At 48.6% G+C, this 22,539-nt stretch carries 18 protein-coding genes and 1 pseudogene; 13 read left to right on the top strand and 6 right to left on the bottom strand.

The genetic code is table 11. The annotated features are described in order from the left end of the window. Positions 1 to 9: 9 nt before the first annotated feature. From K9G39_RS11230 to K9G39_RS10665, 3 genes are read left to right on the top strand one after another with little or no spacing between them, the layout of a single operon-like run. Entirely contained in the window at positions 10 to 153 is a 144-nt protein-coding gene (locus K9G39_RS11230) for a sugar phosphate nucleotidyltransferase (RefSeq protein ID WP_363319392.1), read from the top strand. A gap of 21 nt (positions 154 to 174) precedes the next feature. Next, positions 175 to 1,152 carry an SDR family NAD(P)-dependent oxidoreductase gene (locus K9G39_RS10670; protein ID WP_292004910.1) on the top strand — a complete coding sequence of 326 codons (978 nt, stop codon included), beginning with the start codon at positions 175 to 177 and terminating at the stop codon, positions 1,150 to 1,152. Between the two features lie 26 nt (positions 1,153 to 1,178). Next, positions 1,179 to 2,294 (top strand): DegT/DnrJ/EryC1/StrS family aminotransferase, encoded by a 1,116-nt coding sequence (locus K9G39_RS10665; RefSeq protein WP_292004909.1) that lies wholly within the window; start codon positions 1,179 to 1,181, stop codon positions 2,292 to 2,294. On the opposite strand, the gene K9G39_RS10660 is transcribed toward K9G39_RS10665, so the two are convergent. Further along, positions 2,229 to 4,322 carry an acyltransferase family protein gene (locus tag K9G39_RS10660; protein WP_292004908.1) on the bottom strand — a complete coding sequence of 698 codons (2,094 nt, stop codon included), beginning with the start codon at positions 4,320 to 4,322 and terminating at the stop codon, positions 2,229 to 2,231. The two genes, K9G39_RS10665 and K9G39_RS10660, sit on opposite strands and share 66 nt — an antisense overlap. Positions 4,323 to 5,481: 1,159 nt before the next feature. Between K9G39_RS10660 and rfbA the strand changes: the two genes are divergently transcribed. Next, the gene (gene rfbA, locus K9G39_RS10655; protein ID WP_292004907.1) at positions 5,482 to 6,360 is read left to right on the top strand and encodes a glucose-1-phosphate thymidylyltransferase RfbA; all 879 of its coding nucleotides are present in this window, start codon (positions 5,482 to 5,484) and stop codon (positions 6,358 to 6,360) included. 219 nt (positions 6,361 to 6,579) lie between these two features. Here rfbA and K9G39_RS10650 read toward each other — a convergent pair whose 3' ends face one another. After that, entirely contained in the window at positions 6,580 to 6,963 is a 384-nt protein-coding gene (locus tag K9G39_RS10650; RefSeq protein WP_292004906.1) for a hypothetical protein, read from the bottom strand. Between the two features lie 1,193 nt (positions 6,964 to 8,156). On the opposite strand from K9G39_RS10650, the gene K9G39_RS10645 reads away from it, so the two are divergent. Continuing rightward, complete coding sequence (locus K9G39_RS10645; protein WP_292004905.1) at positions 8,157 to 8,963, top strand: PIG-L family deacetylase; 807 nt, start codon at positions 8,157 to 8,159, stop codon at positions 8,961 to 8,963. Positions 8,964 to 8,968: 5 nt separating this feature from the next. Next, the gene (locus K9G39_RS10640) at positions 8,969 to 10,075 is read left to right on the top strand and encodes a GNAT family N-acetyltransferase (protein WP_292004904.1); all 1,107 of its coding nucleotides are present in this window, start codon (positions 8,969 to 8,971) and stop codon (positions 10,073 to 10,075) included. A 104-nt stretch (positions 10,076 to 10,179) separates the two neighbouring features. Here K9G39_RS10640 and K9G39_RS10635 read toward each other — a convergent pair whose 3' ends face one another. The 3 genes from K9G39_RS10635 to K9G39_RS10625 form a co-directional block, all read right to left on the bottom strand. Further along, positions 10,180 to 11,070, bottom strand: coding sequence for a universal stress protein (locus K9G39_RS10635; RefSeq protein WP_292004903.1), 891 nt, complete (start codon positions 11,068 to 11,070; stop codon positions 10,180 to 10,182). A 2-nt stretch (positions 11,071 to 11,072) separates the two neighbouring features. Next, positions 11,073 to 13,484 carry an ATP-binding protein gene (locus K9G39_RS10630; protein ID WP_292004902.1) on the bottom strand — a complete coding sequence of 804 codons (2,412 nt, stop codon included), beginning with the start codon at positions 13,482 to 13,484 and terminating at the stop codon, positions 11,073 to 11,075. A gap of 117 nt (positions 13,485 to 13,601) precedes the next feature. Then, positions 13,602 to 14,348 (bottom strand): TerC family protein, encoded by a 747-nt coding sequence (locus K9G39_RS10625; protein ID WP_292004901.1) that lies wholly within the window; start codon positions 14,346 to 14,348, stop codon positions 13,602 to 13,604. Between the two features lie 244 nt (positions 14,349 to 14,592). On the opposite strand from K9G39_RS10625, the gene K9G39_RS10620 reads away from it, so the two are divergent. The 7 genes from K9G39_RS10620 (at position 14,593) to K9G39_RS10590 (ending at position 22,079) form a co-directional block, all read left to right on the top strand. Then, a complete protein-coding gene (locus K9G39_RS10620; protein WP_292004900.1) occupies positions 14,593 to 16,383 on the top strand; it encodes an ABC transporter transmembrane domain-containing protein in 1,791 nt (596 codons plus the stop codon). A gap of 23 nt (positions 16,384 to 16,406) precedes the next feature. Continuing rightward, complete coding sequence (locus tag K9G39_RS10615; protein ID WP_292004899.1) at positions 16,407 to 17,795, top strand: aldehyde dehydrogenase family protein; 1,389 nt, start codon at positions 16,407 to 16,409, stop codon at positions 17,793 to 17,795. Positions 17,796 to 17,838: 43 nt separating this feature from the next. Then, entirely contained in the window at positions 17,839 to 18,627 is a 789-nt protein-coding gene (locus K9G39_RS10610; protein ID WP_292004898.1) for a patatin-like phospholipase family protein, read from the top strand. A gap of 235 nt (positions 18,628 to 18,862) precedes the next feature. Next, positions 18,863 to 19,303 carry a hypothetical protein gene (locus tag K9G39_RS10605; RefSeq protein WP_292004897.1) on the top strand — a complete coding sequence of 147 codons (441 nt, stop codon included), beginning with the start codon at positions 18,863 to 18,865 and terminating at the stop codon, positions 19,301 to 19,303. A 178-nt stretch (positions 19,304 to 19,481) separates the two neighbouring features. Next, positions 19,482 to 19,946: a YbaK/EbsC family protein gene (locus K9G39_RS10600; RefSeq protein ID WP_292004896.1), complete on the top strand. Its 465-nt coding sequence runs from the start codon at positions 19,482 to 19,484 to the stop codon at positions 19,944 to 19,946. Between the two features lie 140 nt (positions 19,947 to 20,086). Continuing rightward, positions 20,087 to 21,217: a glycosyltransferase family 1 protein gene (locus K9G39_RS10595; RefSeq protein ID WP_292004895.1), complete on the top strand. Its 1,131-nt coding sequence runs from the start codon at positions 20,087 to 20,089 to the stop codon at positions 21,215 to 21,217. Positions 21,218 to 21,359: 142 nt separating this feature from the next. Then, complete coding sequence (locus K9G39_RS10590) at positions 21,360 to 22,079, top strand: SIMPL domain-containing protein (RefSeq protein WP_292004894.1); 720 nt, start codon at positions 21,360 to 21,362, stop codon at positions 22,077 to 22,079. Positions 22,080 to 22,169: 90 nt separating this feature from the next. On the opposite strand, the pseudogene K9G39_RS10585 reads toward K9G39_RS10590, so the two are convergent. After that, positions 22,170 to 22,539 (bottom strand): annotated as a pseudogene (locus K9G39_RS10585) (hypothetical protein); the annotation flags it as partial.

Below are 22,539 nucleotides of genomic sequence, written 5' to 3'. Positions count from 1 at the left end.
TTTTTCGGTATGGATATGCTGATCAGGAGGATGATTGAAGAAGGTTCTCGGGTGTCGAAATACGATCTGCAGGACTACTGGCTCGATATCGGTCGGGCAGACGATTACTATACTGCCCAGAAAGAGTATAACGAACATTGCAGAATACTCTAATAATATTATTTAATTACACATATGAAGGATACTGTACTTGTAACAGGCGGTGCAGGCTATATCGGGTCGATACTGGTAAGGTTGCTGCTTGAAAAAGGTTACCGTGTAAAGGTTCTCGATAACCTCATGTTTGGAGGTGTTCCGATCATCGATCTTCTGAATAACGATGATTTTCTGTTCATTAAAGGGGATGTCCGCAGTGAAGCGGACCTTCGCAAAGCACTCGATGGAGTCGATCATGTCGTTCATCTTGCGGCGATTGTCGGCGATCCGGCCTGTGCCAAACAGCCCGATCTTACCCACGCGATCAATCTCGAAGGAAGCAGGAGGACATACGATCTTGCCAATGAGCTCGGCGTGAAGCGGTTTGTTTTTGCTTCGACATGCAGCAATTACGGCAAAATGGAAGATCCAGACTCTTTTGTAAATGAAAATTCAACTCTTGCCCCGGTTTCGCTCTATGCCGAAACCAAGGTTGCCATCGAACAGTACATGCTCGCTCAGCCGCACAGCAATTGCTGCAAGCCGACCTCTCTTCGCTTTTCAACCGTGTACGGCCTTTCTCCCAGACTCCGCTTTGACTTGACGGTCAACGAGTTCACAAAGGAACTGGCGCTTGGCAGGGAACTTGTTGTGTTCGGCGAGCAGTTCTGGCGGCCATACTGTCATGTTGTCGATCTCTGCCGTTCGGTCCTTGCCGTTCTTGAAGCGGAAGAGGAAAAAGTGGCTTTCGATGTTTTCAATGTCGGAGATACCAGGGAAAATTATCAGAAGCAGATGATCGTCGATGAAATTCTCAAGCAGTTGCCAGACAGCCGCATCAGGTATGTGGCCAAGAACGAGGATCCGAGGGATTACCGGGTTTCTTTCGAAAAGATAAAGAGTCGTCTCGGTTTCAGTATAACCAAAACAGTTCCGGACGGCATCAGGCAGATCATTCAGGTTGTGCAGGATGGTTTTATTCCTGATCCGGATGCAAAAGAGTATCGTAACAGTTGAACCTGAACGTAATGTACAAGATTCCCTTGTTTGATCTGAATTTCGGTATCGAAGAGGAACTGGCCGTGCTGGATACACTTCGCTCGAAATGGATTTCCACTGGTCCGAAAACAACGGCTTTTGAAACGGATTTTGCAGAAATTCTGGATGTCCGCCATGCGCTCGCACTTGCCAACTGTACGGTTTCTCTTCATCTGGCCATGAAGATCCTCGGCATCGGCCCAGGGGATGAGGTCATTTGTCCCTCGCTTACTTTCGTGGCGACGGTAAACGCTATCCGCTATGTCGATGCGGTGCCGGTTTTTGCCGATATATGCGGGGATGACGATCTTACTGTAGACCCACAGGATATCGAGCGGAAAATAACTCTCAGAACAAAGGCTATTGTTGTCATGCATTATGCCGGGTTTCCCTGTGCGATGGACGAGATTATGCGGATTGCACGGATACATGATCTCAAGGTAATCGAGGATGCCTGTCACGGGCCGCTCTCGGAGTACGGTGGCCGAAAGCTTGGCACCATTGGCGACGTTGGCTGTTTCAGCTTTTTTTCAAACAAGAATATCAGCACCGGAGAAGGCGGGATGCTGGTGACGAACGATGAGGGTTTATATGAGCATGCAAAGCTGTTACGCTCGCACGGCATGACAACGCTGTCGTATGAGCGCTCCAAAGGCCACAGTACCGGGTATGATGTCGTCGAATCGGGGTATAACTACAGAATGGACGATATCCGTGCTTCGATTGGTGTCGTTCAGCTTCGCAAGCTGGAGGATGACCTGAAAAAAAGAGCTGAAGTGCGGCAATGGTACGAGGATGCGTTTTCCGAAGTCGAAGGAGCAGGCGTGCCTTTTAGCGGCCGCCGGGGGTTTGTATCGAACTATATTTTCGTTGTACTTGCCGGCGGTCAGTCTACGGTGTTGCGGGATACGATCAGGGATCGGTTGCATGAAGCTGGAATCCAGACCAGCATGCACTATCCCCCGGTCCACCGGTTTTCCATTTTCCGGCAGTTTTTCTGCGAATTGCCGGTGACCGAACGGGTAGCATCCCGCCTGATTACCCTGCCAATGCATTCAGGGTTGACCAGGGAGAGTGTGTTGTTTATTGCTGATATTATGGGAAAAGCTGTTTTTTGTTAAAAGCCGTTGGTTTACCTTAAAAGGGAGAAATTCTCCTTCAAAATTTTCCCTTGACATTTTGGAAAAAATATTTTCAAAAGCAGGAGCGATAAAAAGAGAGCCTGTTGTTGATAGATGATCATCATCCCTATAAAGGCTTTTTTTATTATGTATTAAGATCACTTTTCCGTCATTGTCAAAGAGCATTGATTCAGGGGAAATCAAGGTTACATTTTTGTTGTATGCTGACAGTTGCTGAAGTATTTTTATCGCTTCTTTGTTTCTCTTCCGATACTCATCAATAGTTGGGGAGAGTTTAAGTAGCTTTGGTGAAAACCGGGATGCATTCCATATGAGTTTTTTTATGTCGTAACCAATTTCCGGTATTTGGGATATTAGAACAACATTCCGTTTCATTGAAAGAAGTGTGTCTACAGATCTGAAGAGACCTTCTTCCATCAGCAATGCATTTGATTTTCCCCGAATTTCATTGACATTCGTCAGAATGACAGCCGTTCCTTCCTCATTCTTATATCTTGTTCCGTTGGTATATATCGCCCAACGCGCAGCAAGAAAAACGGTTTTTATTTCTGGTTTTGAACGTATAAAATCTATGACTCCCTGGTTAAAAGGTTCCCACGCCGTTTCGTGTCCTAACCGCTCGATTCCCATTACAGGAGCTGTGCCGCTTGTTGTCAACAGATACCCTGTAATATCATATTTATTAGCCATCTTATTAAGGGCAGGAATAAAAGCCCATGCGTGAGAATCACCCCATAAAGCAAAAACTGGTTCTTTGCTGCAGGAGCCGATTGTAGGGATTTTTTCCGAGTGTGGATCTACATACAAATTTCCATAGGTCGAGTTGTTTAACCAGTCCCAAGTGTAAAATTCATCCATCATTATTTCATTGGCAGCAAAACGATATGGCATACCGTTCTGTATATGGATCAAGGTTCCGGTAGCTCCTGAGAAAACCATGAGAGCCGCCGCGATTCCGAACAACTTTTTCCTGTTTGGAAATAGTGTTGGGGACCGGAACGGTTGCTCGATAAACTTCCAGGATAGAATAGAGATAAAAAAGGTTATAGCAATGATCAAAACAATTTCCATTGGGTTCAATGTTCGCAACAGCACATACTTTCTGAATACAATGATAGGCCAGTGCCAGAGGTAAAGGGAATATGAGATAAGTCCGATAAAGACGAGGGGTTTCCATCCGAGGATTTTGTTCGTTAAGGATGGGCCTGAGGAGCCACTATGTATAATCAGGGCTGTTCCAAGAACCGGTGGAATAGCATAAAATCCGGGAAAAGGTGTTGCTTCCGTGTAGAAAGCGATACTAAAAAAAATGAAACCAAGACCGGTTGCCGATATGAGGTTTCTGATGCGAGGCGAAGAATTGGTGGGAATGGCAGGTAGGGCAACAAGGGCTCCAGTGAACAATTCCCATGCTCTAAGCGGCATGAAGAAAAATGCTGCTCCGGGATGATGATGTACGCCATAAATATTCATGAGGAAAGAGAGTATTGCGAGCGAAAGCAGCCAGGGAAAATATTTTTGTTTCAGGAAGCGGCTGATAAAGGTCAGCAGAAGGGGAAAGAAGATGTAAAATTGTTCTTCTACTCCAAGTGACCAAGTGTGCAGCAAAGGTTTCTGTAATGAAGGTGCATCGAAATATCCCGATTCGCTCCAGAAAAGCATATTCGAAGAAAAAACCGTTGCCGCAATGATGCTGTCAGCAAAACTTTTAAATGTACTGTATTCAAAGAAATAGGCACCTAAAAGGCAGGTAACACCAATAACAGAGAAAAAAACCGGAAAGATTCTGCGAATTCGGCGTTCATAAAAGATTGCAACAGAAAACTTATTTGCATTAATGTCTTTCAGGATGATAGATGTAATAAGAAACCCTGAGATTACAAAAAAAACATCTACTCCGACAAACCCACCTTGAAATCCGTAAACGTCAAGATGACAAAAAATAACTGCCATTACAGCTATAGCTCTCAGCCCATCTATATCAGCTCTATACTGTTGTTTTTTCATCAATTGTAGTATTTGATGTTTTTTGTGTGTGTTTTAGGGGGCCTCTATTTATTTCCAAGTACGCTATCATTCAGAAAAAGGATAAGTTAGAGGGGTACAAAAAATTTTGGATAAAGATAGTGGGGTATCCAAAAGGTTTTGAAATGCATGAATTACAGGAATGTTTAGAAAATTATCCTGTTGTCATGAAAAATATGAGTCACCCGGGCCTTTTGGATGAGCAGTTTCTCAGTTTATTCCTGATAAATAGTGTCATTTTGTCATGAGTGCCGAACAGATTTTCTTACTCCAAACATCATTCATCGTTATGCTGTACAAAAGCCGTACCATATGCCTACAGATTGTATATATTTCACACAAAAAGCTTTAATAACAGGATTATGAATGAATGCCAGGTTAATCGGCAAGTATCAAACCAGAGAGGTCATCGAACAGTGGTGTAAGGGTTTGCAGTAAATTAGGTTGGCAATCATCTGATGCATTTCTGACTCTGCATATTGGATTTTCAGGAAACAGCTGGTCTTATTATTTTGAGACGGATCTTGTGTCATCTTAGCTATAATATTGCCCGGTATCGTCTCAGAGTGAGATTGACATTTTTCACAATGTCTTTTTGGGCAACAGCGATGCATTACGGCATCGTTGTCCATTAGGAACCCCGCATGCTACTTTCATTGCACTTGTCTCAAGCCTCAGCAAAGGCACCCTTTGCTGGTACCCGGAAACATTTTGGCGGTGACTTCATTAACCGTTTTCTTCTGTCTTCAAAACAGAGTTTCAAGGCGGAATCGTGAGGATTTGTCCCTCTTCTGATTTTCAGGTGCTGCCCGATTGGAGTATCTCCTTCGAGAAAGAGCGTTAACATCTTTCTTTTGGTGAGAGTTGATCATTGTTGCAGACATCCGGTCTCTCTGCACCGAAAAAAGTTACCGCAATACGGCGAACGGATCCCCGAAAACTCAGACCTATGTTATTGGTTTTCCATTTTGCCTCGGTTTTCATGCGAATTGCTGTTTGCCGAGAGCTGTGCGGCATGCCTGATTACCTTTCCGATGTATTCACGCATGACAAAGCAGAATATCGCTTATATTGCTGCATCCATGCAGTGTATCCTGCATGGATGAGTGTGCAGTTCCCCTAAATCAACACAATAACGGTTATGAAAGGCATCATTCTTGCTGGAGGCTCGGGCACAAGGCTCTATCCGGTTACCAAAGGCATTTCAAAGCAGCTTTTGCCTGTCTATGACAAGCCCATGATCTACTATCCTCTGACCACCCTGATGCTTGCAGGGATAAAGGATATTCTCATCATAACCACTTCCGAAGACCAGCAGATGTTCATGAAACTGCTGGGAGATGGCAGTGACTGGGGCATTACGCTTACCTATATCGTCCAGCCTTTTCCAGACGGGCTTGCCCAGGCATTCATTCTCGGTGAAGCGTTTATCGGAAACGAAGATGTTGCCCTTATTCTCGGGGATAACATTTTTTTCGGTTATGCATTCAGTCCGATGCTTGAGGCTGCGGTTCAGACTGTACAGAAGGAGCGCAAGGCAAATATTTTCGGGTATTATGTCAGCGATCCCGAGCGTTACGGCGTTGCTGAGCTGGATGAAGAGGGCAATGTGCTTTCCATTGTCGAAAAGCCCCATGATCCAAAGTCGAATTATGCGGTGGTTGGACTTTACTTTTATACAAACGATGTTGTGGAAATCGCCAAAAATGTGAAACCGTCCCTTCGAGGGGAGTTGGAGATTACATCAGTGAACGAGGAGTATCTGAAACGGCGTAAACTGAAGTGCTCCATGCTTGGGAGGGGTTTTGCATGGCTTGATACCGGTACCCATGAGTCATATCAGGAAGCAGGGAATTTTATTCAAACCGTTGAAAAACGACAGGGCCTGAAAATCGCATGCCCCGAAGAAATCGCATGGCGCTCCGGCTGGATCGATGACGATGCCTTATTGAAACTGTCAGAACCGCTTATGAAAAGCCAATATGGACAGTATCTGATTCGTGTGCTTGCCAAAAGATAGTTGGGGATCTCTTATTAATCGATTTAGAAGTTGTCACATAAAGGGTATATGTCGGTAAGAATACGTATGTGAAAAAAGCTGTTCTTTTAATTTACTACAGCTATCCGACGTAGTTATCTCAGGAAGACCGGATAGTCTTTTTTGTTATAGGATTGTAAATATTCCGTCATTGCCCGATGAGATCTCGTACATGATTAAGACCCAGAAACCGGTGCATATTCAGGTATCACTCCCTGATCCTGCATTCAAGTTTTTAAAGCAGGTCTTTTCGGCTGGCTTGCCCGGGCGGTTGAGCACCAGTTTCACCCCATAATGAAATGCCAGGGCATCGAGTGACTTACCGATAAATTTCGGGTCGTTTTCTATCGTTATCATCCCTGCCATTTCCTTGAGCCAGACAAGCCTTTCCAGCGGGCACCCACCCGATTGCCATTGGTTGACCTTATCGATATCATAGGCAAGGAAACTCCCTGCTGTAGCATCCAGGCTGTCCGGCAGCAGAAAGCAACGGCAATTATACAGGTTGTTGCTTATGAAATCAATCGCCCGACACAGGTTACTGTGTTTCCGTGGAGGAGGTGTTTCCCGGCTGACACAGGTCATTTCCCATCACCTCCTGAGGCTCAGCAAAAGGTTTTTTTCCAGAGAGCCGTTCCATCCGTTTGTGGTTTATCTTAAAACCTTCCCGTCTCAACCGGAAACGCAACCACCAATACCCCTGGCGTTTCCGTCCGTCGTTTCAATTCCCGTAACGGTTTCCTGATAGGCTCAGTTCCGGCATACTACAGAGCTTTCCCAGACTCTGCCCGAAGCTCTTGTACAGATGCATGACGGCACGATGCCTGGTTTTGGGTGTTTCCGCTTTTTTACGGGTATCTCCTTGAGCGATATGACGGCTTCAGCGTCCTTCAGGATGCCGATGATCTGTTCTGCATGACCTGGTTTTCATGCGTGTAACCTTCCGGTTTGATTGTACATCATTTTTCCACAACCAAGTTGAGGTTAAACGGGCTCACGAGCGAATTTCATTCTGAATTATCTTCTTGTCCGTTTCATGGACTGGCAATTTCAGGGTTTTAGAAACGTAAACGACAGCCCTGTTATTGGGGATGATGACAGCGTCCTTTCAGAGCTCGTGAATACCTCATCTTTTGTCTTTTCAATTTCATCAACCCCGATATAAAAAAAGAGGGGATGACAATCTCACTCTGAGACGATATTGATGCGGTGCACAAGCTCAGATTGATACAAGGTAGCATTACTGTTTACAGGTTGCTTGTTTCAGGCAGCTCCCTTTGAGTAACCGGAAATTATTCTTTTGTCAGTCATACTAATAATTCTTTGTTATGAGCGACCAGGTTTTAATGCACACGTCACATCCCGATATCCTCGCAGGCAGCCTCAGGACTTATACCGGTTCGTATTCATGTATTCATGCCTGAGAACGGCATTGGAGCTTTAAATACAGGTATTACAGGGCTTTTTTTGTGGAAAATCTTACGACCGTTTTCAGCTATAGTGTTATGCCAAAAAACAAGTTATCAGTCGATTTATTCCGGACGGCTATTGACCGTGATCGCTACCTCTGACTGGGTGGTTCCAATATGTTGATATTTTTTGGTACGGTTTTTGTACTAAGGATAATCATATAATTATAGGCAGCCTGTTTTATGCGGGCTCATTACAAGTCATCAAGATTGATACAGGATTAAACCTGTCAATTTGATGTAGTGAAAGCTTTTTTGTTTTTATGAAATTCATTATGCCTTATTCCTTTTGTAATAAAGTATTGCAAAATGTTTAATATCAAAATCAAAGGTTATAGTCTTAATGCTTTTCTTGGGTATTGGTATGATTATTTTTCCCGTTTTTTAAGAAGAGTGTTATTACTGGTAAAGCTTAGATGTGAAAGTGACGAAAGAGTATATGGGTATAGCAATGTATTGGTCGTTGCCCCTCATCCTGATGATGAGATTATAGGACTTGGAGGGTATATATTGAAATATATAAAAAATGGTGGCCGATTGACAATAATGTATCTGACTGATGGAGAAAAAAGTCTGCATGATATTGATCCTGGGCTGATTGCAAAAAAAAGAATTGAAATATCAGAATGTGTTGCCGGGTCTATTGGTATACAGCTTACTGATTTAAAGAGACTTCATTTTTTGGATGGGAATATTCCTGATATTAATGATGATTCGTTTAGTGGTGCGGTTTCAGAGGTTGGTAAAATAGTAAAGGGGATTAATCCTGAAGTTATTTTTGTTCCTTATTATCTCGATGGGCACTCGGATCATGTCGCGGCATTTGAAATAATGCGTCGTCTTATAAGTGATGAACAAATGCAGTGCAGATTATATGGATACTGGGTTTGGTTATGGTACACTATTTCTATGAGAAATATTTCAAATATAGATTGGGCAAAAACACGAATTATAAGGATAGGTAAGGAGTTTAACGCAAAGAAGGAATTGATATCTTTATATTTTAGGGATAAGGCTGATAATGGTGTTTCCTGGTGCGGCGATCCTCCAGCGCAGTTTTTAAAGCCTTTTAATTTCAAATTTGAGGTTGTTACTGAAATTGATCTTAAAGTCTAATTATTATGGGCAATAACTGGGAGTTCAGTTTTTATACTGATTGGCGGGAGATCGAGGAACAGGATTTCCTCGACAGGTGGATAAAAATCATGCATGAAGCAAGCAGTTCACATGTGTTTTTTCACCCCTCGATAGCAAAGGCATGGGTCGATGCTTACAGGAATAAATATGATATTGATCCAGTATATGTGATTGCTGAAAATGATAATGCTGTTATTTTTCTTCCTCTTGTTTTGTGGAAAAAAAATATAAAATCCGGCTATATAAAGGTTGTTGTTCCTGTCGGTTATGATATTTATGATTATCATGATCCTATTATTGTTGGAGATATTGATTCATTATTATACGATTCTTACTGGAATGAGCTTATTAATGCGATCCGCGATGCTAAAATAAAGTATGACAGGATTGAAATAAATGGTGGAAGCAGATCTGTAACTTGCGGAGGGTGGAAAAGAGAAGAGGAGGTTTGTCCATACACGAATTTAGGAGCGTTTGCCGATTATGTTGACTTTATGGATAAAAGGCCCGTAAAGTTGAAGCGTGATATAAACAGGCGTTTTCGGCGGTATGCAGAGTTGGGAGATTTTGAGCTATATGTGTACGGGAAAGATCAACAGAAAGAGGCAATGGATGCTTTGTATGGGTTTTTAAGCGTACACAGGAAAAGGTGGCCAAAATCACACGAGACGGGTGTTTCTGAAGTTGTATATGAATTAATTCTTCGCTATGGCTTAGATTCAGGTGTTTCTCATTTCTCGGAACTCAGAATGAACCAGAAAGCAATGAGCTGGCATTTTGGTTTCCGATATAATGAACGGTTCTATTACTATATGCAGGCTTATGAAGAAGAATATATCAAGTTGTCACCCGGAAAAATACACCTTGCGCTCCTTTATAAGGATGCTTTCTCTGCCGGAGACCAGATATTTGATCATCTTCGAGGTGAAGAAGAATATAAAGACAGCTGGAAAAGCGCAGATCGAACCCTGTATGAATATTCAAGCAATAACAGTGGGCTTGTAAGCAGCGTCAAGTTAATGGCAAGTGATGTTTTCAGGTATAGTAAGGAAAGCGTAAAATCAGGGCGAGAGGTGGAATGTTACGGGTAGAACAGTAACGAAAAAATACGTATGGCCCCTTCATTGGTCCCCTCCATAGTGGAGTTTCCGACAAATATCTGAATAAACGGGCATGAAGATCGCAGAGAAACAGTTTAGCTACTCTGATTCCTAACCAGCAGCACGGGATAGTCCACTTCGTTGATGAGTGAATGCACGGTTTCCTGGGGGAGATTCATATGGTCGCTGAGCACCAGCAGCCCTGAATCGGCCATGCGGATGTAGCGGGCAATGATTCTGCTGTCGGTTACGGATGGGAGCATGTGGTATTCCACACGTAGTATGCCCGAAGGAATGAGCTTCGAGAGCTCTTTTTCGAGGGTTGCCTTCTCATTTTCGGTTTGCGGCAATATGAGTATATGGAGAGTGTTTCCTGAACGAACGAGGCTCAGGGCAATGCGGAGTGCTGCTTTCGATCCTTCTGAACCGTCGAAAAGCACCAGTATGGCTTCGTGTTCCGCTGAAAACCCCGTCCGCATGAGCATCACGTTTTTTGTGCTGCCGGAGAGTGCGCTTCGCGCTGTCGAACCGAGACCCTTGCGGCATGTAGGGGAGCGTCCGCTTCGGCCAAGCACGAGAAGATCGGCTTCCAGAGCGGCGGCGATTACCTCCCTGGGAACAATGCCCCGGCGGACGTTGAATGTGTGGTGTACCCTGAAGATTTCCGCCTCGTGCTGCAGTGATGTTTCGGCTTGTCTTGCCTGCATGCGGAGCAGTCTTTCCAGTTCTGCGGTACTCATGCTTTCCGGTTGGGCGCTGTAGAGACGGATTTCCTGGCTGAAGGGGAGATCGGCAATGCGCAGAAGGTTGATATCTTCCACGAATATGCCGATCAGTTCGGCGTTCATTCTTGCCGCCAGTTCGGCGGCAGCTTTCAGCGATGCCATACTGTGGGGAGAGCAGTCAATGCCGACAGCAATGCTTTTTATTACATACCGCTCCGGTTTCGGAGGGGTTTCCCGGTTTCGGTTCTCCTGATGCTGCATGCTTACTCCGCCTTTCCTTTTGATTCCGCATTGAATTTTTTCAGTTTCAGCGCCATTTCCTGCACTCTTGTGCTTACACGGCCATTGATGGTTTCCGCTGGATAGATGCCTTCGGGGTCGGGCTCTCCCGCCGGCAGGCCGGTAAGGATTTCAATGCCTTCATCGATATGGCTGACCGGCCAGATCGCAAAGACCCCGGCTCTTACAGCGTCTACAACCTCGGCTCTGAGCATGAGATTGTCGATGTTGGCGGCCGGTATCAGCACGCCGTGTTTTCCGTCAAGGCCACGGGCTGCGCAGAGGTCGAAAAAGCCCTCGATTTTTTCGTTTACGCCGCCAATCGCCTGCACTTCTCCGTGCTGGTTCACCGAACCGGTTACCGCGAACCATTGCCGGATGGGGGTATCCGAAAGGGCGGAAAGCAGGGCATACAGTTCGGCCGAGGAGGCGCTGTCCCCTTCGACGCCGCTGTAGGACTGTTCGAACACCAGCGAAGCTGAAAGGGAGAGTGGCTGCTGGATGGCGAAGCGGGCGGCGAGGAATCCCGAGAGTATCAGCACCCCTTTCGAGTGAATCGGGCCTCCCATCTCGACTTCCCGCTCGATATCGATAACCTCACCCTTGCCGAGACTTACCCTGGCGGTTATCCTTCCCGGATGGCCGAAGCTCTGTCCGCCCGGCGAGTAAACGGCAAGACCGTTGATCTGCCCGGTTTTTTCCGATGCGGTATCGATGAGAATGGTGTTTCTCAGGGTCGCTTCCCGGATTCTTTCGCGTATTCTCGATGCACGCACGGTTCTCGCGTCGATAGCCATCTGCACATCTTCGGCGGTTACGTGACGCCGGTTGTTCCTGCGCGTGTAGTAGTCGGCTTCATGCACAAGATCGGCGATGCTCTGCATATGGGCGGTAAGTTTTACGGCATCGCCGGAGATGCGGCTTCCATGTTCGACAATCCTTGCCACCGCAGTTTTTTCGAAGTGGCAAAGGGCGTCTTTTTTCGCTATGGCGGCAATGATTCGGGCATAGGCCAGCCGGCTTTCGGCAGTGTTGTGCAGGTCGTCTTCGAAGTCCGCCGCAACCTTGAAGAGCTCGCTGAAATCCGGGTCATAGCTGGAGAGGAGGTAGTAGAGCGTGCGTTCTCCAAGCAGGATGACCTTTACATCGAGCGGGATTGGTTCAGGGTCGAGCGAGACCGTGCTGACAAGGCTGTAAAGCTGGGCCAGGGATTCGATCCGGATCTGCCGTGTGCGCAGGGCTTTTTTCAGCGCTTCCCATGCGAGGGGCTCCAACAGGAGCCTGCGGGCGTCGATGAGCAGATAGCCGCCGTTTGCACGGTGCAGGGCTCCCGCCTTGATGAGCGTAAAATCCGTGACGAGGGTTCCCATCTGCGAAAGGTGTTCGATGTCGCCGATGAGGTTCTGGCAGGCAGGCTTTTCTTCGATAATGACCGGCGCTCCCGTTGAGCGGCTGTTATCGACCAGTACGTTGACCTTGTAGCGGTTGAAGAAGTTCCCTTTCATCACCGACAGGCCGGGCAGCAGTTCCTGCGTGGAGCTGTCCTTTTCGAGAAAACGGTCGAAATGTTCGATGATGTCGTTTTCAACCCGCTCGAGATAGGCGGTGACCTGAACAATCGTGCTGTAGCTTTTTCCGGGTTCAGCAAAAAGGGGCTTGACGGCAAAACCTGCAATAAGCCGGTTCAGCTCCTTGATTTTGTCCTGGGCTTCCCGCTGCCATTTCGGGATCTGCGCCATGATGGACTGCATGGCGTTTTTCAATGCCGCGATCTCTTTTTCTATTTTTTCGCGTTCCGCTTCCTTGAGCAGCATGAATTCGTCGGGTTTGAGCACTTCGCCGTTTTTTATGGGGGCGAAGGCAAAGCCGGCCGGTGTCCGGATAAGCGCGATATTATTTTCCGCGGCACGTTTTTCAAGTTCTTCGATGGCGGCAGTCTGCTGTTCCTGGAAGGTTTCCCGTATGACTTTTTCCTGAGCCTGGTAGTCTTCGCTGCTGAATGCCGCCGGTATGACGGTAAAGAGTGCTTCAACAAGGCGTTCCATTTCAGCGGAGAGAGAGCAGGCCATTCCTGCAGGAAGGCGGAGCGCTTCGGGATGGCGGGGCTTTTCGAAGTTGTAGACATAGCACCAGTCGTCAGGTACGCCCGCAAGGGGGGCCATGTCTTCCAGATAGTGCATGATCGCGGTCTGTTTTCCAGCTCCGTTCGGACCGAGGGCAAACAGGTTGAACCCGTCATGCTGCATGCCAACGCTGAAGCTGATGGCATCGAGCGCCCTCTGTTGGCCTGTTATTTCAAGCGGCCCGTCAAGTTCTTCGGTTGTTGTGAAGCTGAACTCTGCAGGGTCGCACTTCCTGTAGAGTTTGTCGGGGTGCAGTGCATAAGGAGTGGACATAATCGATCGCTCTTTTCAGGTTGACCGGATGAGGCAGGCTTGATGCCCGTAAGGATATGATACCAAACCCCCGTAATAAAAGTTCTGCCTGCAGGGGTTTGGCGTGCAGCTCCTCTCTTACGGCTCGATGTCCATGGTTTTGTGCAGGTGGACAGGTTCCGAAACCCTGGTGCGGAGACGGATATTGAGCATTTCAACGGAGACGGAGAATGCCATGGCGAAATAGATATAGCCTCTCGGGATTTCGTAGTCAGCACCTTCCGCAAGCAGGGTGACGCCGACAAGAATGAGAAAACTCAGCGCCAGCATTTTGATGGTGGGGTGGCGTTCGACAAATTCGCTGATGGCTTTTGCGGCAAGCATCATGATGCCGACGGAGATCATGATGGCAATGATCATGACCTCCACATCTTCGGCAAGGCCTATGGCCGTTATGACCGAGTCGAGAGAGAATACGATGTCGATAATGGCTATCTGCAGCATGGTGATGGCGAAGCCGGCCGCCGAAGATTGTTTTCTTTCGGATTCACTGCCTTCAAGGCTCTGGTGAATTTCATGGGTGCTTTTGGCAAGCAGGAAGAGCCCGCCGCCGAGGAGGATGAGATCGCGTCCGGAAATGTCGTGGCCGGCAAAGGTGAAGAGCGAAACCGTGAGGCTCATGACCCAGGTTATGGAGAGCAGCAGAATAATGCGGGAAATCATGGCAATCCCGAGACCCATAACCCGCCCCTTGTTGCGCTGCGATTCGGGCAGCCTTCCCGAGATGATCGAGATAAAGATGATGTTGTCTATGCCGAGAACGATTTCCAGGGCCGTCAAGGTTGCCAGGGCGATCCATGCTTCCGGCTGTGTGATCCATTCCATAAGAGATCGATATAATGGTTTCGGTGAGAAAATTTGTTGTAATGTAGCGAACCTCCGCACTACTCTCAAATAAGGAGGCCCGGGAAAAATCGGTGAAAGCTCTTTTGTTTCTTGAATACGGCATGGCCGGACCGGCTTTTTCATGCCCGAGGTGTCTCCCGTTTGAATTTATAGCTGTCTGCGGGGATTACTACAGAGTAGTTGTGGTTCCGACCTCCTTATAACAGGCAAGATGTCGTTTCTGATGAACATAATCGCATCCCTTGCAGACAGGGAGCATTTCAGGCAGGTGTCCAGGCTTTTCGGTTATCTTGCCCCTTACCGGGCGAAATTTTTCATGGCGCTGACGGCCATGCTGATTTCAAGCCTGCTCGGACTTGCCTTCCCTTATGTTACCGGCCGGCTGATCGATACCGCAGTGGCCGGCGATTCCGCCAGAGGGCCGGGATCGCTCGATACCATTGCACTCTCCCTTGCCGGTGTGCTCGCGCTGCAGGCGTTTTTTTCCTATTTCCAGTCGGTCTGGTTTGTCGAAGTCGGGGAACGGATTCTTGCCTCTATCCGCATGGATACCTATGCCACGCTTATCCGGCTTCCCATGACCTACTTCGCAAGCCGCAGAACCGGTGAACTTACAAGCCGGATTGCCGCCGATCTTTCGCAGATTCAGGATGTCCTGAACTCTTCGCTTTCACAGCTTGTCCGCCAGATTGCCACGCTTGCCGGAGGCGTTGTGCTGATCGGCATGATATCGCTGAAGCTGACGCTTGTCATGATCTCTTCCTTTCCCGTTCTTGTCCTTGCGGCAATTATTACCGGAAGGCGAATCCGGCGTCTTTCACGAAGCGCGCAGGACGAGCTTGCCGCTGGCAACGCCGTTGTCGAGGAGACCCTTCAGGGCGTCCAGACGGTCAAATCCTTTTGCAATGAAGCGTATGAGTCCGGACGTTATGGCGCATTGATAGAGCGGTACGTGCTCGATGTACTGAGGGTCGCACGATTCCGGGGTGCATTTCTTTCGTTTATTATTTTCGGACTGTTCGGGGGAATCGTTCTGGTATTGTGGACGGGGGTGAAAATGGTTCAGAACGCTGAACTTTCCATCGGCAGCCTGACTTCGTTCATGCTCTATACTACCTTTATCGGTGCTGCCATGGGAAGTTTTGCCGAACTGTTCAGCCAGCTTCAGAAAGCTTTGGGAGCGACGGAGCGTATCGACGAGATTCTCAGGGAGGTTCCCGAACCGCTCACTTCCGGAACGGATGCGTCCGGTCGTGATGAGGAGGTTTCGCTCAGGGGTGCAGTCACTCTGCAGCATGTTCAGTTCAGCTATCCGGGCCGAAGGGGCGAACCGGTACTGCGGGACATTTCCTTTAATGTCGATGCCGGGGAGCGGCTTGCGCTTGTTGGGTCGAGCGGTTCGGGCAAAACCACGCTTTTCGCTCTTCTTCAGCGGTTTTATGATGTCGATGAGGGAGCCATCCTCATCGATGGAAAGAATATCAGGGAGTATCCCCTGCAGGCAATCCGCTCGGGTATGGCGATTGTGCCTCAGGACATTCTCCTGTTCGGAGGTTCCATCAGGGAGAATATCGCGTATGGCAAACCGGGGGCTTCCGATGAGGAGATCATGCGGGCCGCCGTGCAGGCCAATGCTCATGATTTCATCATGAGGTTTCCCGATGGTTACCGTACCCTTTGCGGCGACAGGGGCATTCAGCTTTCCGGCGGTCAACGGCAGAGGATTGCCATAGCCCGGGCGGTGCTTTCCGACCCGGCGATACTGCTGCTCGACGAAGCGACAAGTTCGCTTGATTCGGAGTCTGAAAAACTGGTGCAGGAGGCTCTCGAGCATCTTATGCAGGGGCGTACCTCCTTTATTATTGCCCATCGCCTTTCAACCATAAGAAATATCGACCGGATTATGGTTTTAAAGGAGGGCCGAATCGTCGAAAGCGGGACCAGCCGCGAACTGCTGGAAAAAGAGGACGGCTTTTACCGTATGCTTTCGGCGTTGCAATGTGAGTTGAACTGAACTACTCCTTCGCGGCAATGGTTATGGCAGAAAGACAATTTTCCCCGATGCTCGATGAGCTCCGGCAGGCTTTTCAGGATGGACGAACCGAGTCCTTTGCCTGGCGCCGAGCCCAGCTGCTCGCCCTGTTGCGCTTTCTCCGGGAGCGGGAAACGGATATTGCGGCTGCGGTTTACGCAGACCTGGGAAAATCCGGCCGGGAGACATTTCTTACGGAAACATCGTTTCTTGCCGGTGAGATACGATATGCCCTGAAGCATCTCAAAGGCTGGATGCAGCCATCCCGAAGGGGGGTTCCGCTGCACTACCTGTTCGGGCATGGTGCGATTCGTCCTGAAGCGCGCGGGGTGGTGCTTATTATCGGAGCCTGGAACTATCCGATACAGCTTATGCTCGCTCCGCTTGTTGGGGCTCTTGCGTCAGGGAACTGTGCAGTGCTCAAACCTTCGGAACTTGCACCGCATTCCTCTGTACTCATTGCCGGCTGTGTCGGGGAGTATCTCGACAGCCGGGCGATTCGTGTTGTAGAAGGCGGTATTGCCGAAGCCGAGGCACTGCTCGCCGAGCGTTTCGACTTTGTTTTTTACACCGGCAACCGGAACGGAGGCCGCCAGGTACTGCTTGCCGCGGCCAGTCATATCATGCCGGTTGCGCTCGAGCTGGGGGGCAAGAATCCCTGTATTGTCGAAAAGGACGCGGTTTTGAAAACGGCAGCCCGGCGTATCGTATGGGCTAAATTCCTCAATGCAGGCCAGACCTGTATCGCTCCGGATTATCTGCTCGTTCACGAGGATGTCGAGGGTACTCTGCTTTCGCTCATGCAGCAGGCAGTTCTGGATTTTTTTGGTACCGACCCCCGGACAAGCCCGGATTATTCACGAATCGTCAATGATTATCATTTTACGAGGCTCGAACGGTTATTGCAGGATGGAACCATTGTTGCCGGCGGACAGACACACAGAGCGTCCCGTTATATAGCTCCGACAATCCTTCGGGGGGTTTCTGCCGGTTCCGGTATCATGGAGTCCGAGATTTTCGGACCTCTTCTGCCTGTTCTGACTTACAGGGAGCTCGAAGAGGCGCTCACATTCATCGCCGAGCGGGATGACCCGTTGGCCATCTATCTTTTTTCCTCGAGCAGGGCGACAGGAAAAAAGGTTCTGCGCCGAACCCGTTCGGGGAGTTTCTGCTGCAACGATCTGCTTTTTCAATCGGCAATCCACACGCTTCCATTCGGTGGAACCGGGAAAAGCGGATTCGGCGCCTATCACGGCAAAGCCGGATTTGAAACCTTTTCCTTACAACGGAGCGTTCTTTTCAGGTCGGTATATCCGGATCCGGTTTTACGTTATCCGCCTTACGGCAGAAAGAAATTCGGTTTTCTCAAACGGCTCGTTACCTTGTTTGGCTGATGTTTTTTTTGTTTGGCAGCGTGTCTTGTAAATCTACCCGGTTATGCATGCACAACAACAAAACGCTCTTGCGCTCGGAGGCGGAGCGGTGCTTGGCGCTGCTCATGTAGGAGTGCTCAGGGCTCTCGATGAATTGCATATCTCCATTGCCATGATCAGCGGGACAAGTATCGGCGCGTTTATCGCCTCGCTTTTCGCTTTCGGCAAATGCTGGCAGGAAATCCGTGAGATCGCCCTGGGGCTCGACTGGTTTGACTTGTCGGGTCCGGTGCTTTCGCAGTACGGGCTGCTGTCGAACAGGAAGTTCGGCGATATCGTCAACCACCTGCTCGGGCATAAAAATATGGAGGATGCTTCGATTCCGCTTTTCATGGTTGCCACCGATATCGGAACCGGAAAAGAAGTTGTTCTCAGAAAGGGGGATGTGGCTTCAGCGGTTATGGCAAGCAGCTGTATTCCCGGTGTTTTCAGGCCTGTGGAGTATCGCGGCGCACTACTGGTCGATGGCGTGCTGGTAGAAAATGTTCCGGTTTCGCCCCTGCTCGCCTGCGATGGGGCAAGAGTCATCTGTGTCGATCTTTTCGGTCGTCATGCTTTCAAAAAGCCTGAAAATATTGTCGGTCTTCTGCTTAATGCCTTTTACAGCACGATTACCAATACCACCGCAATACAGATTGGCAAGGCGGATTTGTGCATTACGCCCGATCTTTCGGCATTCAGTCTGGTTGATACATCCAGAGTTTCAGATATTATGGATATCGGTTACCGTGATGCATACTCCGCCCTCAGCGTATGGCTCGAACAGGCAAATACCGGTCGGAAGCTTGATTAAAAACAGGTAATGGATTAATATTGACATTGAGAACCGGTGTTCGTATGGCAGATTGGCGCTGGAGAAGGGTTCACCGTTTCTTGAGGTAACAGACCTCCGTTCAGCAGGTTCAAAAGTTTTTGAAATGGTTATCCGGAAATTGTAACTTTACTTTTTAAGGATCATTTTTCTGGTCGGTGCCTGCTTCACCTGTTCTGCTGGAGAATATCATGATTATGATGTTTCGACGGTTGTTTTGCTTTTTCTCATCCTTTTTTTTCTTGCTTCACCTCTTCTTGCCGCTACTCCCTACGTTGGCGGTTCAACAGGGTTTGCTTTTTTCAGCGGCGCTTTCGGCAGGGTTTATGACGGTTACCGGCTTGGAGGCGAGGTCGCCTATCAAAAAAATGAAATCGACAACCTTGGCAGCGCTGTTTCCGTTTTTTCAGTCATTGCCAACGGACATTTCGATTACCGGCTTGAACAGCGTAAAATCACCCCCTTTCTGAGTGCTGCATTGAGCTATGCACAAGTCAGCGTGGATGCGCCTGGAGACCTGGGCAGCGATGTCGTCCTGACTGTTCAGCTTGGAGCGGGTGTCGGGGTTTCAGATTTCATGGCGTGTTACCATAGACGCAAAGTCCCGTTACTTCGCCGGTGTGGATCCGATAATCGAACCTGGTTTCCGTACGCTTGAAATGGATATTGACAACCACAACCTGTTGTTCGGGTTCAGGGCCGGTTTCTGACTGTAATGTTTTTATCTCTGCGGTCATTCACTTTTTCTGTTCCCATCCGGAGAGTCACTTTTCTTTTATTACAGTGTCCGGCCTGAATTCAATGTTGTTTCCAATCAACCAAACAGGAGATTTCCCATGCCTATTCGCAGATTGAGGGAGTTTCTCGACAGCCACAATGTGAAGTATTTTGTGGTGAGCCACTCACCGGCCTATACGGCCCAGGAGGTTGCCGCATCGGCTCATGTTCCCGGTAAAGAGCTTGCGAAAACCGTTATGGTGACCATCGAGGGCAAGCCTGCCATGGCGGTTCTTCCCGCCTCGACGCAGCTCGATCTTGAGCGGCTCAGGTCGGTTGCCGGTACAAGGGATGCCGGGCTTTCCGGAGAGCAGGAGTTCGCGTTGCTTTTTCCGGAATGCGAAACCGGTGCCATGCCGCCCTTCGGCAATCTTTACGGACTGGATGTGTATGTTGCCGAAGAACTTGAAGAGGACGAGGATATTGCGTTCAATGCGGGTTCCCACACCGAGCTGGTCAGGCTTGCATACAGGGATTTCAAGAGACTTGTCAATCCTGTTGTTGCTGCATTGACTCTGAAGTAATACGCGGCATGTAACGGTATGATGGTTTTTCCCGTGGAAATGTTACTTTAGCTTTTTTACTGTCGGCTGAATCGTTTTCCAGAACAGCGGTGCCGGCGTGATTCCAGGGAAACTGTCATTATCCGTTATTCCGGGATTCCATGAAGATTGCCTTATACGCAGGTACGTATGTAAAAGACAAGGACGGAGCGGTACGCTCCATCTATCAGCTTGTCGCCTCGTTCAGGAAAAACGGTCATGAAGTCGTAGTCTGGTCATCCGATGTGTCCGAACAGGATAATCATGGAAGCCTGTGTGTCTATCGTCTTCCATCGGTTCCCATTCCGCTCTATCCCGATTACAAGCTTGGCTTTTTCGGATCTGTTACCGAAAAACAGCTCGATGCCTATGCTCCGGATATCGTGCATATATCGACACCCGATATTGTCGGACGAAAATTTCTTCTTTATGCCAAAAAGAGAAATCTTCCGGCGACATCGGTTTATCACACCGATTTCCCCTCTTACCTCAGCTACTACAGGCTTGGATTCGCCCTCAAGCCTGTATGGAAATATCTGAGGTGGTTCTACAATACCTGCGATCTCGTTTTTGCTCCAAACAAGATCGTTCAGCGGAATTTGATCGGGCAGAGCATTCGCAACGTTGAAATCTGGTCAAGAGGTATCGACCGGAATCTTTTCGATCCGTCCCGCCGTTCCCGGCGGCTTCGCGAAGAGTGGAATGCCGGGGACCGCACGGTTTTTGTTTATGCTGGAAGGTTTGTGCTCTACAAGGATATCGAGGTGGTCATGAGCATCTATGAGCGGTTTGTGGTCGAGGGGCTTGAGCCGAGGGTACGGTTCGTCATGATCGGTTCCGGGCCGGAAGAGGCCGAGATGCGCCGCCGGATGCCGGAAGCGGTCTTTACCGGATATCTGACCGGCTCGGCTCTTCCGGAGGCGTATGCGAGCGGGGATGTTTTTCTGTTTCCCTCGACTACCGAAGCGTTCGGTAACGTGGTTCTCGAAGCTTTTGCTACCGGTTTGCCGGCGGTTGTTTCGGATATCGGCGGGTGTATGGAACTGGTCAACAAATCTGGGGCCGGACTGGTTGCAAAAGCCGGAGATATCGATCAGTTTTATCGCCACTGTCTCAGACTGATCGATGACCATGAGGCATTTTCCGAAATGCGTGCAAGCGGGCTGCGCTATGCAGAGGGGCAATCATGGGATGCGGTCAATGGCACCCTGATTGGCCGTTACCTCGAACTGACAGCCGAAAGGTCGCTTTGAACCGGCAGTTTCGATTGTCCTGGCTACGGCTTGCAGCATGTCGTCCTGTTTTTTATTTCATCTGATGCGAGGAACTTTTCCTGTCGGCAATTCCTTCTGAAAGAGAGTGCGCAGATTCTCTTTCAGCCAACATTTCAGGGCTATGAACACCAAACGTACAACAGAAGCATTCATTCTCGGCGCTTTTCTCTGTGCCGGTCTTGTGCTTGCCGGCTATCTTGTTTCTTCCGGTTTTGTAACGCTCAAGGCACTTGAGCGCTCCGTTTCTGTTAAAGGATTGTCTGAAAAAGAGGTCCCGGCTGATATTGCCATATGGCCGATCAAATTTGAGGTGGCCGCTGATGATCTTGGTGCGCTGGTGAGCGGTATCGAGGAGAAAAACAGGGTCGTTTACGATTTTCTGATTTCCAGCGGGTTCGATGCAAAAGATATTTCCATTTCTGCACCGGCGATCATTGACCGACAGGCTCAGGGGTATGGGGATGCAAACCGTTTCACATTCCGGTATGCCGGCAGCTCAACGGTAAGCGTCTATACCGGCAATGTCGCTCTGGTGCGCAAAACCATTCGCAAACTTGTCGATCTCGGCAAGCTTGGCGTGGCGGTTTCCGGTGAAAACTATGACGCCAAAACGGAGTTTCTCTATACCGGGCTGAACCGCCTGAAGCCCTCCATGATCGAACAGGCGACCAATAACGCACGTGCCGTAGCTGAAAAATTTGCCAGCGATTCAAAAAGCCGACTGGGAAAGATAAAAAGCGCCAGCCAGGGTCAGTTCACCATAGAGGATCGCGACAGCAATACTCCGTATATCAAGAAAGTGAGAGTGGTTTCAACACTGGAATATTATCTGATCGATTGAGGGAAAAGGGGCAGCAAACCTGTCACTCGAAATTTCCGTTTTTCCAGATCTGCATGCCGGCTTTCAGGTATCGCCGGCATGCAATATTTCTCACCGTTCCCAGCGAGCCGTAACACTTTGTTCTCCATCACCATATCGCAGAACCAGATTTCCCTTGAAAGCTTTCGATAGGGCTTCTCCTATTCTGCGCGCGACATGAATTCCTGTTGTTGTCACTTTTGTTGAGGTTCCGTTATCCACAAGAGCTATGATTCTTTCAAGCGGATGGAGGCTTTTTTCCTGCTTTTCGGTATTGCGGACAAGATTTATAATCTCTTCCTTATGAAGTGGACCCCATTGAGCAGACAAAAAAAGGTCAAGTTTAAGGTGGTAACCCACCGGTTGGTTATGCAGCTTCTTGTTGCTGCCCTGTAGTCTCCGATGACCCTTCGGAGGCACTTTTTTGAGAGAACTTGTCAAC

The organism is Chlorobium sp., assembly GCF_021740465.1.
In the GTDB taxonomy this organism is placed as follows: Bacteria; Bacteroidota; Chlorobiia; order Chlorobiales; family Chlorobiaceae; genus Chlorobium.
This window is presented reverse-complemented; position numbering and strand designations above follow the sequence as displayed.